The organism is Rhodococcus sp. ARC_M5, assembly GCF_022810405.1.
Classification (GTDB): Bacteria; Actinomycetota; Actinomycetes; order Mycobacteriales; family Mycobacteriaceae; genus Rhodococcoides; species Rhodococcoides navarretei.
This window is the reverse complement of the sequence record NZ_JALGQE010000006.1, coordinates 277443-288258: the sequence shown is the minus strand read 5'-3', so window position 1 is coordinate 288258 and position 10816 is coordinate 277443. Positions and strand designations below refer to the sequence as shown.

The following is a 10816-nucleotide window of genomic DNA, read 5'->3' as shown; positions in this document are numbered from 1 at the left end:
ACTGTCGAGCCGCGTCGGCCTCTGCGCGCGATTGGGCAATTCTGGCTTCCGTTCTGGTCTGCATCGGTGTCGGTTCGACACACGTTCGGTGGTGAAAGAGTTCTGTATCGATTCGTCGCGCTCGGCCGAGCGGATTGAAACGGGGAGTCAGCCGGGTTTCACCGCAGAGAACAAACTGTGAGATCGGAGAACCGGCGGCTACCGACAGTCGATTGCATCGTCGTGTGCAACACGAACTCCCCCTCCCGCCAGGCGTATGGCACGCTCGAAATGCTCACGTCGACAGTGCGCTACTGCATCGACGCCGATACCGTCGGCCATCCGCTGAAGTCACACCCGAATTCGGCATCGAACACCTCCAGCGGCCTTCAAAGATACAACATCGGTGAGATTCCTTTGTGCGGTAGTCATAAAAATCATCGACCATCATCTCCAGCCTGTTACAGAAGTGACCACCAGTGCCACTCGAACGTGCCCTATTCGGTCGAACGAATGACGTCGCGCGGCGTTCGCCACAACACCGCGGGATCTGCATCGGACTCCGGGATACGTAAAAGCCGGAATTTGCAGACTCACCGACGGTTTTCGGCAGAAGAGCGCCGTCCGGCCAGAACCGTCGCGCCGAGCGCGACGACTGCGGCCAGACACAACACCAGTTCCGATCCGCTGCCGAGCCTGGTGGCGACGGTGAGCGATTGGCGTAGGACCACACTGGAAACCAGTACATCAGCGGTGAAGAGCGGCGTCTGCTGTAGGACACCGCCGTCCGGTGCCACGATCGCGCTGACGCCACTGGTGGCGGCCACCACGACCGTTCTCCCGTGCTCGACGGCGCGCACTCTGGACATCGCAAGTTGTTGGTAGGTCATTTCGGTGTCGCCGAAGGTGGCGTTGTTGGTGGGGATGGCAATGAACTCGGCACCAGAGCGGACCGATTCCTCGAGCGCACGATCGAATGCGACCTCATAGCACGTCGCTATTCCCGCGGCTATTCCTGCGGCGTTCACCACTCCGTTTCCCGACCCCGGGACGAAATAACCCGCTCGGTCGGCATATTCCGAAAACAAACGAAAAAAGCTTCGGAATGGCAAGTATTCGCCGAACGGTTGAATTATCGTCTTGTCGTGCCGCTCACCCGGCCCATCCGTACCGTTCCACGCAATAACCGAATTCGTGTTCGTGCCATCGGCATTGACCAGAACCGTACCGACGAGGATCGGGGCTCCGACAGCCACGGACGCCTGTGTGATGAGAGTCGCAGCGTCGGCGTTTCTCAACGGATCGATATCGGACGCGTTCTCGGGCCACACCACGAGATCCGGCGCGGGCTGCCGACCTGCATCGACGTCGGCGGCCAGCGCCATCGTCTCGCTGACGTGATTGTCCAGTACAGCGCGACGCTGGGCATTGAAATCGAGACCGAGCCGCGGAACGCTGCCCTGTACGGCTGCGATCGTCACCGTCCGTTCGTCACCCTCCGGAGCGTCGTTGCTGTGCAGAGTCGGCAGCACGGCCAGCGCCACGATCGATGCGACTGTCGTTGCAGCGACCGGTCCGACGACGGAACGCATTCCGTTCCATCGGGAGCCCAGCAGCAGTAGTGCAGCCATGCCGGTTCCGGTCAGTGCCACACCGAAACCGAGCAACGGTGCACCACCGATGCTCGCCAGGGGCAACAACCAGCCCTCGGGCTGACCGAAAGCCAATCTGCCCCACGGAAAGCCACCGAAGGGAACACTGGATCGCAGCCATTCGGTCAGACTCCAGGCCAATGCCATCGACAACGGCCACCAGGCAGTTCGTGCTGCCAGCACACCGAGAGTGCCGAACAAGCCGACGAAGACGGACTCGGCGGCAGCGAGCGCCAGCCACGGCATCGGACCGACGTAGACACCGATCCACGGCAGCAGCGGAACGAAGAACCCGAGACCGGCGGCGAAGCCGTACCCGAACCCGGCTTTGAGCGACACCGATCGTCGCCCACCGAAGCCGGTCAGGACTGCGGCCAGCATCGCGATGCCCACTGGTGCCAGGAACCACAGGGTTCGCGGAGGAAAGCTGGCGAAGATCAGGCCACCGCCGGCGACGGACAGCGCGGTGGACACCGCTACCCGGCGCAACCTCTCCCCCGACGAGCGCTCCGTCACAGCGGTCGGAACCGACTCACTTCTCATGGATGACCTGTCCACGATGCACCGTCATCGAGCACTGGGGGCTCGCGGACGTCACGTCGAGACTCGGCAACGGCGACACACCCGCTCGCGGATCCGTCGACCAGCGTTGCACGCTGTCCTTGGGAGCTCGTACAACGAGTTCGTCGACCTCCCACACCGCGAAGGACGCGGGCGCTCCCGGCACCAACGTGCCGGCCAACCCGTCTCGGACTCCGCCCGCGCGCCACGCTCCGCGGGTCGCGGCCGAGAAGGCAGCCCGAGGCGAGATGGCACTGCCAGGCGTGTGATGGTTGACCGCGGCTCTGACCGTCGCCCACGGATCGAGACGGGTGACCGGCGCATCCGATCCCAGTGCGAGCGACACCCCCGCCGATGCCAGGCGGGCGAACGGATGGAGCGCCGAAGCACGCTCGGTGCCGAGCCTCGCTGCATACAGTCCGTCCGAACCGCCCCACAATGCGTCGAACCTCGGTTGCATGCTGGCTATGACACCCCACGAGGCCAACCGGTCGGCCTGTTCGGGTGCCACCATGGCCAGATGTTCGAGCCGATGGCCGCAGGCGGCTACGGCAGGAGTTCCCAGCCGAGCCACCACCTGCTCGAAGGCGGCGACAGCGGCCGAGACAGCCGCGTCACCGATGACGTGAAAACCCGCCTGCACTCCGGCCGTGGTGCAGGCCGAGATGTGTGCTGCGATCGCATCGACGTCCTCGTACGGTTCGCCCGATCCGGTGCCGTCCGCGTACGGCGACGACAACCATGCGGTCCGTGATCCGAGCGAGCCGTCGACGAAGATGTCTCCGGCCAGCCCGTGGGCACCGGTGTCGTCCAGCAGTTGCCGCGCCTGCTCCGCCGTCTCGACCAGTTCGCCCCAGTAGCCGCGAACCTCCACTCCGTGTTCGGTGGCCATCAGTTCACGGAAGTCGTCGAGACCCGACACGATCGGACCAGCGCATTCGTGGACTGCGACGATTCCCTGCGCCGCAGCAACGTCGAGCGCAGCAGTTCGAGCACGATCCCGAGTGTCGGCTGTCATCATCGACCGTGCCGTCAGACGTGCGAGGTGATGTGCGGCGGCGGTAAGTGGAGATTGTTCCGAAAAACCTGCGGTGGATTCGATACCGGACGCGGCGATGCGCAAGGGCGTCGAAACGGCAGCCGAATGCGAATCGATGCGAGTGAGGTACACCGGGCGCCCGGGCGCTGCCGCATCGAGGTCGGCAGTCGACGGTGCGCGTTGTTCGGGCCACCCGGATTCGTCCCAACCGTGTCCCCAGACCAGCGCGTTCGAGGACGTCGAAGCATGGTCGGCGAGCACCCGCATGCAGTGTTCGAGCGACGTGCAGCCGGAGAGATTGAGACCGATCAGCGAAAGACCCAGATCGGTGACGTGCACGTGAGTATCGACGAACGCCGGTGCCACGAAGGACCCGGCCAGGTCGGTGATGCGGACTCCTGGGTGGAGCGCTCGACCGGTTCGATCCTCACCGATCCAACTGACGATTCCATCGGTCACGGCCATGGCGGTGGCGTCGGAAGCTGTCGGACTGTAGATCCGTCCGCCGCAGAACAATTCGGTGGTCACGAACGACCAGTCTGCCCCTACCGGTGTGGCTTCCGGAAATCCCCAGCAGCGGAATCGAACCCGTCGGCCTCGATCACCTGTCCTTCGAGGATCGGCGCAGAACCGGAGGCATTCGGTGCTCGAGTGCTGTCGTCGACGCGATCGTCGAGGATCTCACCGTCGATGACGGTAGGTCGCATGCGCCGCGTCGCGGTCGCAACCTGCGGCAACCAACGTGCGGCGGCCCACATCACCGCTGGGCGTAGTAGCCACCTGGTCGGCGGAATCAGCAACAGCAATCCGACAACCGTGGTCACCAGACCCGGAACGAACATCGCGACCGACCCTGCGGCGAACAGAGCGCCGTCGGCAACAGCGCCGCCGGCCGACCGCTCGCCTCGCGATGCTCGCTGCAACCCGTCCAGCACCCGTCTGCCCTGCGACCGCACCAGCAGTGACCCGATCAGGGATCCGCCGATCAACAGCACGACGGTCCAGAGCACACCGATCGCGCTTCCCACGGCGACCAGCGCTGCGACCTCGACCACGACATAGAGGACGAACAGAGCGAGCATGACGGTCCTTTCTTCGCTTCACCGGTACAACGCGCGGGAAGTCCGAAACGCTCCCGAGGTGCCCGGTTTGCCGGAAATTCTCTAGGAACCCGGTCGCACGAGACCCGTCTCGTAGGCCAGAACCACGGCCTGGACTCTGTCGCGGACACCCAGCTTCGTCAGGATTCGGCCGATATGGGTCTTGATCGTCGCCTCGGACAGATGCAGGACTGCGGCGATCTCGGCATTGGACAGCCCCGTTGCCAAGTGCACCAGGACCTCGCGTTCACGCCCGGTGAGGGCATCGAGTACCGACGCATCGGCGATCGATTCGGACTGGGCGACGAACCGCGAGAGCAAACGTTTGGTGACCTTGGGCGAGACGACGGCATCGCCTGCGGCCACGCTGCGGATCGCGGAGATCAAATCCTCCGGGGGCGTGTCCTTGAGCAGGAATCCGCTGGCACCCGCCCGAAGCGCACCGAGGACGTTGTCGTCGAGGTCGAACGTCGTCATCACCAGCACGCGTGCTTCGGAGCCGGATTCGGTGATGGTGCGGGTGGCGGCGACCCCATCGATGCCGGGCATACGAATGTCCATCAACACCACCGTCGGGGCCAGCCTGGTCACGGCCTCGACAGCAGCTGCGCCGTCGGATGCCTCCCCCACCACCTCGATGTCGTCCTGTGCCTCGAGCACCATGTTCAAACCCATACGCATGAGTTCCTGGTCGTCGACGACGACAACGGTGATGGGCACGGACTCAACCTAGTACTCAGTCGATCGGCAGCGTTGCCCGCACGAGCCAATTGCCGTGTGGGGTGCGGCCTGCGGACAGTGTGCCGTTCAATACGGCGACCCGCTCACGCATACCGAGCAATCCGTGTCCGCCGCCTGCCGTCGACGACGGTTCGCCACCGGTTCCGTTGTCGGATATCTCGACGGTGACCGCCTCGTCCTCGCGAACGACCTTCACGATGGCGCGTGGGGCGTGGCCGGCGTGGCGCAGAACGTTGGTCAACGATTCCTGTACCAGACGGTGCACGCCCAGGCTGATCGCCGGACTGATGTCGTCGAGGTTCCCGGTCTGTTCGATCTCGACGTTCAATCCGGCTCGCCCCATCATCTCGACGACCCGAGCGAGGCCCGCGGTGCCGTACTGGGGCATGTCGTCCGAGTCGGGTGACGTCCGCAGCAACGCGACGGTCCTGCGCAACTCGGACAGCGCGAGTCGACCGGTCGCCGAGATGTTGGCAACCGCCTGCTCCGCGCGTTCGGGGTTTCGCCTGATCGCGTACGAGGCGCCGTCGGCCTGGACGACCATGACGCTCACTCCGTGAGCGATGACGTCGTGCAGTTCTCGCGCGATGCGCGTGCGCTCCATGATCACCGCCTCTTCGGCGCGGCGGTCTCTGTCGTACTCGGCCACGACGAGTCGAGCCTCAGTCGCTTCGTCGTAGGCCCGGCGGGCCCCGAGAAATTCCGCCGCAACCCACGACAATGCGTACATCAACGCGCTGAACAGCAGTGTCGTGAACAACGGTTGGTCGAACAGAAACAGATTCGCGGCGGTGTACGCAGCCAGGGTGACGGCATAGACGCCGCCCTGTGCCCGACCGACGTATGCGACCAGCGTGTAGAGCATGATCGGCAGGGCCAGCGCGGCCGGATGACCGTTGTACGCGTCGCCCGCCATACTGCCTGCGATGTCGGAGGCAGTGGTCGTGACGAGAGTCACGGCCGCGATCGAGCGGGGCAGACGCCGACGCCACGCGACGGGAAGCGTCAGCACCACCGAGAACACCAGAAACAACGGTCCGTTCAGACCGTCGGACGAGCTGACGAACACCAGTATGTCGACGAGAAACAGCCCGACTGCCAGGAGAGCATCGGCCACGAAGGGCTGCCCACGTAGCCACAGACTGAATCGACGCATGTGATTGAGTTTGCCGTATGACTGCTGCCGACTGGGGACTGCTGTTGGTCGCTGCCACCGCAGCCGGTTGGGTCGATGCAGTGGTGGGCGGAGGCGGCCTGATCCTGTTGCCGGCAATCCTCCTCGTCGCACCGCAACTGACTCAGCAGGCAGCGCTGGCGACCAACAAGGCAACCGCGGTGTTCGGTACCGTCGCCGCCGTCGTCACTTTTGCGCGGAAGGTGACGCTGAATTGGACGGTGCTGGTGCCGGCCGGTGTGCTCGCGGCCGTGACCTCCGCGCTCGGCGCTGCCGCGGTGTCGTTGATCGACCGCGAGCTGTTCATCCCTATCATCATGGTCGTTCTCGTCGGCGTGGCAATACTGGTGACGTGCCGCCCGACCATCGGTCGAACCGCGGCACCGTCGCCGCCGACCCATCGCAGAGTGCTGATCGTCATCGGTCTGGCCGCCGCCGGAATCGGCTTCTACGACGGTATCCTCGGGCCCGGCACCGGAACGTTCCTCATCATCGTCTTCGCCACGATGCTCGGCACCGAGTTCGTGCGCAGTGCCGCGATGGCCAAGGTGATCAACGTGGGATCCAACGTCGGTGCTCTCGCCTTCTTCGCGGTCACCGGCAGCGTCTACTGGCAACTGGGCGCGGCCATGGCGGTGTGCAACGTCTTCGGTGCCGTCCTCGGGTCGCGGACTGCGGTCGCTCGCGGTGCCGGATTCGTGAGAATCGTCCTGCTCGTCGTGGTCGTGGGGATGGTCGTTCGGCTCGGGTGGCAGCAATTCGGCTAGCGTCAGCAGTCGTGACGAGACAATCGGATCGGTCGGTCGACGCAGACTTCCTGGCTCTACCCTTGCGTGCCCTCGCGGATGCCGCGCTGAGCACGGCACGGTCGGCAGGTGCGACACATGCCGACGTTCGGGTGCAGCGCTCGACGACTCAGTCGATCTCGCTGCGCGACGGCTCCGTTCAATCCGTCATCGATGCCGGTGAGATCGGCCTCGCCGTGCGGGTGGTGGTCGACGGCACCTGGGGTTTCGCCTCGCACGCAGAACTCGGCACCGAGGCCGCCGCAGCCACGGCCCGGAGTGCAATCGAGGTGGCGACGGCCCTCAGATCGCTCAACCGCGAGCACGTAGAACTCGCTGCCGAGCCGGTGTACTCGGATGCAACGTGGGTGTCCGAGTACGAGATCGACCCGTTCGCGGTACCCACCACCGAGAAGGTGGCGCTGCTGGCGGAGTATTCGTCTCGGCTGGCCGCGTCGGACGGGGTCGACCACGTCACCGCCTCGGTGCTGCAGGTCAAGGAACAGTCGTTCTACGCAGATCTGGCCGGCAGCAGCATCGTGCAGCAGCGAGTGCGACTCCATCCGCAGTTCGAGGCCACCACGGTGGATCGATCCGCCGGTGCGTTCGAGACCATGCGCACGCTCGCGCCACCCGTCGGACGGGGCTGGGAATATCTGGGTGAGCACAGCACGTGGGACTGGGCCGACGAGCTGGCCCGGATTCCCGAATGGTTGGCCGAGAAGGTGAAGGCACCGACCGTCGTGGCGGGACCCACCGATCTGGTCATCGATCCCAGCAATCTGTGGCTCACCATTCACGAGTCGATCGGGCACGCAACGGAATACGATCGGGCCATCGGGTACGAGGCCGCCTACGCCGGTACCTCGTTCGCAACCCCTGATCAGTTGGGGACATTGCGCTACGGATCGCCCATCATGCACGTCACCGCCGATCGGACCGAGATCAACGGCCTGGCCAGTATCGGCTGGGACGACGACGGAGTGGCGTCGCAGAGATGGGACCTGGTGCGCGACGGGACACTCGTCGGTTACCAACTCGATCGAGTGTTCGCACCGAAACTCGGGCTCGAGCGATCCAACGGGTGTTCGTACGCCGATTCTCCGCATCACGTTCCGATCCAGCGGATGGCGAACGTGTCGCTGCAGGCCGACCCCGACACCGATCGGTCCACCGCCGACGTCATCGGCGAGGTGGAGGACGGCATCTACGTCGTCGGCGACAAAAGCTGGTCCATCGACATGCAGCGCTACAACTTCCAGTTCACCGGGCAACGCTTCTACCGCATCCGCAACGGCGTGCTCGACGGCCAGGTGCGCGACGTTGCGTACCAGGCGACCACCACCGAATTCTGGGGCTCTCTGGCACTGCTCGGCGGAGCGTCCACCTGGCGACTCGGCGGTGCATTCAACTGCGGTAAGGCCCAACCCGGACAGGTGGCCGCGGTCAGCCACGGCTGTCCGGTCGCGCTCTTTCGTGGAGTCAACGTCCTGAACACCCGATCGGAGGCAGGTCGATGATCGCCGCGCAGCTCGTGATCGAACGTGCACTCGCCTGCGCGAGTGTCGACGACACCATCGTGATCGTCACCGACTCCAGCGACGCAACACTGCGGTGGGCCGGAAACTCGATGACCACCAACGGAATCGCGACCTCCCGGCGATGGGAGGTGGTCTCCATCGTGCGAGACTCGACCGTTCGAGTCGGTACCGTGTCGTCGACGAGTGTCGATCCGGACGACATTGCGGCCGTGGTTCGGGCGAGCGAAGCGGCAGCGCGGTCGGCAGAGCCTGCCGAGGACGCGATGCCGCTGCTGACCCCGGATTCGGTCGTTGCTGCCTCCGGCTCGGAGGACTGGGACCGCAGTGCGACGCACACGTCGATCGACGTGTTCGGCTCGCTGGCAACGGAATTGAACGTCGGCTTCGATGGCGATGACGCGCTGTACGGGTTCGCTCAGCACACCGTCGACAACGTCTGGCTCGGAACCTCGACCGGTGTTCGTCGTACGTTCACTCAACCCACAGGTTCGGTCGAGATCAACGGCAAGCGATCCGGGGCGAGCGCGTGGGTGGGCACCGGAACCACCGACTTCCAGGACGTCTCTACCGGAACCATGTTGGCCGAGCTGTCCACTCGACTCGGCTGGGCTCGAAACACCATCGAACTGCCCGCCGGTCGCTACGAGACACTGCTGCCACCGTCGGCCGTGGCCGACCTCATGATCTACCTGATGTGGACCATGGAAGGCCGCGGGGCGCAGGAGGGACGCACCGCACTCTCGCGGGCAGGGGGAACACGCGTCGGCGAGAAGCTCACCGAACTGCCGCTGACGCTGTACTCCGATCCTCGCGAATCCGGACTCGAGCACGTGCCGTTCGTGGTGGTCGGGTCGTCGAGTGATTCGGTATCGGTGTTCGACAACGGCATGGACATCGAACGCGTCGACTGGGTGCGCGACGGTTCGGTGGCGGCCCTGTCCTACCCGCGATCAGCAGCGCAGAGATTCGGCGCACCCGTTGCGGTCCCGGGAGACAACCTCGTCATGACCGGCGGCACCGACACCCGGCTGGACGACATGGTCGCCGCAACCGAGCGCGGTCTGCTGCTGACCACACTCTGGTACATCCGAGAGGTCGATCCGACCTCGCTGCTGCTCACCGGCCTGACCAGGGACGGTGTCTACGCCATCGAGGACGGTCGAATCATCGGCGCAGTCAACAACTTCCGGTTCAACGAAAGCCCCCTGGACCTGCTGCGACGCGTTACCGAGGCGGGAAAAACCGAGGCGACACTGCCGCGCGAGTGGAAGGACTGGTTCACCCGCACAGCAATGCCGCCGTTACGCATCCCGGACTTTCACATGTCGTCGGTCAGCGCTGCTCAGTAGTGCTTTACTTGTCGGGGCCGGAGAGCTCGAGTGCAATGTTGTCGGGGTCGCGGAACTCCAGGATGGACAGTCCGGGTCCTGCGTCCTTGATGCCCTCGTGCGCGATGCCCAACTCGTCGAGTGTCTTCACTGCGTCCTCGAGCGCGGCGCGGGTGTCCACCGTGAAGCTCAGGTGATCGAGCCCGCAGCGGTCCTCGGCGAACGTGTCGTCGCTCGGTGCGACCGGCCGCAGACCCAGCAGGCCGCCGCCGAACTTGTAGATGACGCCGCCGAAGAGGAAGCAGAGGGCCTCCTTGGTCTCTTCGTCCGCGTCGGGATCCCAGGCGTACGCGACGTCGAAGCCGAACACCGAATCGTAGAACGACCGGGACCGGTCGATGTCGCTGACGGTGAGGCGAACATGGTTGTAATCGGTCACTGCAATAGGCACGTGATGCTCCATTCCGGCAGCAGGGGAAGCTGCCTCATGAAGCATTCGGAACTGCGCATACGAGTGATGGTGCCGACTTCGCCTCAGGCGGCGGTGATCGCCAGCCCGACGGAGCCGCTCTTGCCCCGGCGCAGCACACTCCCCTTGACGGTGAGCCAGCCGAGAATGCCGTACTTCGACGCGATCGCTGCACGGGCCTTCTCCGTCTCGGCCGCGTCGAGTATCTCGGCCCGCGCCTCGACCGCGTCTCCCTTGGGGTTACCGCGCATGTCGCACGGCGCCAGGGTGACTGCGGAATTGCGCCGAATTCGTTTGACCTTCCATGAATCGGCCACCGTCCACACCAGCAGCCGATTCCCGTCGAGTGCACCCCACAGCGGGGTCGGCACCCCGGTGCCGTCCTTCTTGAACGTCGTCAGCAGTACGTACTTGCCCTTGGCAATGTCTTCGAAGGTGGCAGCCATA

General features: G+C 64.8%; 10 protein-coding genes. 3 read left to right on the top strand and 7 right to left on the bottom strand.

The genetic code is table 11. The features are described from left to right. Positions 1-572 precede the first annotated feature (572 nt). The 5 genes from lnt to MTX34_RS12470 form a co-directional block, all read right to left on the bottom strand. Positions 573-2174 (bottom strand): apolipoprotein N-acyltransferase, encoded by a 1602-nt coding sequence (gene lnt / locus MTX34_RS12490; protein WP_243609641.1) that lies wholly within the window; start codon positions 2172-2174, stop codon positions 573-575. Next, entirely contained in the window at positions 2164-3759 is a 1596-nt protein-coding gene (locus MTX34_RS12485; protein ID WP_243609640.1) for an amidohydrolase, read from the bottom strand. Before MTX34_RS12485 ends, lnt begins: the two co-directional genes overlap by 11 nt. Positions 3760-3776: 17 nt before the next feature. Then, on the bottom strand, positions 3777-4313 hold the full coding sequence (locus MTX34_RS12480) for an FxsA family protein (RefSeq protein ID WP_243593019.1): 537 nt from the start codon (positions 4311-4313) through the stop codon (positions 3777-3779). A gap of 81 nt (positions 4314-4394) precedes the next feature. Beyond that, a complete protein-coding gene (locus tag MTX34_RS12475) occupies positions 4395-5051 on the bottom strand; it encodes a response regulator transcription factor (protein WP_243609639.1) in 657 nt (218 codons plus the stop codon). Between the two features lie 16 nt (positions 5052-5067). Continuing rightward, positions 5068-6228 (bottom strand): sensor histidine kinase, encoded by a 1161-nt coding sequence (locus tag MTX34_RS12470; RefSeq protein ID WP_243609638.1) that lies wholly within the window; start codon positions 6226-6228, stop codon positions 5068-5070. 17 nt (positions 6229-6245) lie between these two features. Between MTX34_RS12470 and MTX34_RS12465 the strand changes: the two genes are divergently transcribed. From MTX34_RS12465 to MTX34_RS12455, 3 genes are read left to right on the top strand one after another with little or no spacing between them, the layout of a single operon-like run. Further along, positions 6246-7013, top strand: coding sequence for a TSUP family transporter (locus MTX34_RS12465; RefSeq protein ID WP_243593022.1), 768 nt, complete (start codon positions 6246-6248; stop codon positions 7011-7013). An 11-nt stretch (positions 7014-7024) separates the two neighbouring features. Continuing rightward, positions 7025-8551: a TldD/PmbA family protein gene (locus MTX34_RS12460; protein WP_243609637.1), complete on the top strand. Its 1527-nt coding sequence runs from the start codon at positions 7025-7027 to the stop codon at positions 8549-8551. Continuing rightward, positions 8548-9921, top strand: coding sequence for a metallopeptidase TldD-related protein (locus MTX34_RS12455; protein WP_243609636.1), 1374 nt, complete (start codon positions 8548-8550; stop codon positions 9919-9921). The genes MTX34_RS12460 and MTX34_RS12455 overlap by 4 nt, the downstream gene beginning before the upstream one ends. Before the next feature lie 4 nt (positions 9922-9925). On the opposite strand, the gene MTX34_RS12450 is transcribed toward MTX34_RS12455, so the two are convergent. Both MTX34_RS12450 and MTX34_RS12445 read right to left on the bottom strand, forming a co-directional pair. Next, a complete protein-coding gene (locus tag MTX34_RS12450; protein ID WP_374639476.1) occupies positions 9926-10351 on the bottom strand; it encodes a VOC family protein in 426 nt (141 codons plus the stop codon). A gap of 83 nt (positions 10352-10434) precedes the next feature. Next, positions 10435-10815, bottom strand: a complete 381-nt coding sequence (locus MTX34_RS12445) for a PPOX class F420-dependent oxidoreductase (protein ID WP_243593026.1) — start codon at positions 10813-10815, stop codon at positions 10435-10437. Between the last annotated feature and the right edge of the window lies 1 nt (position 10816).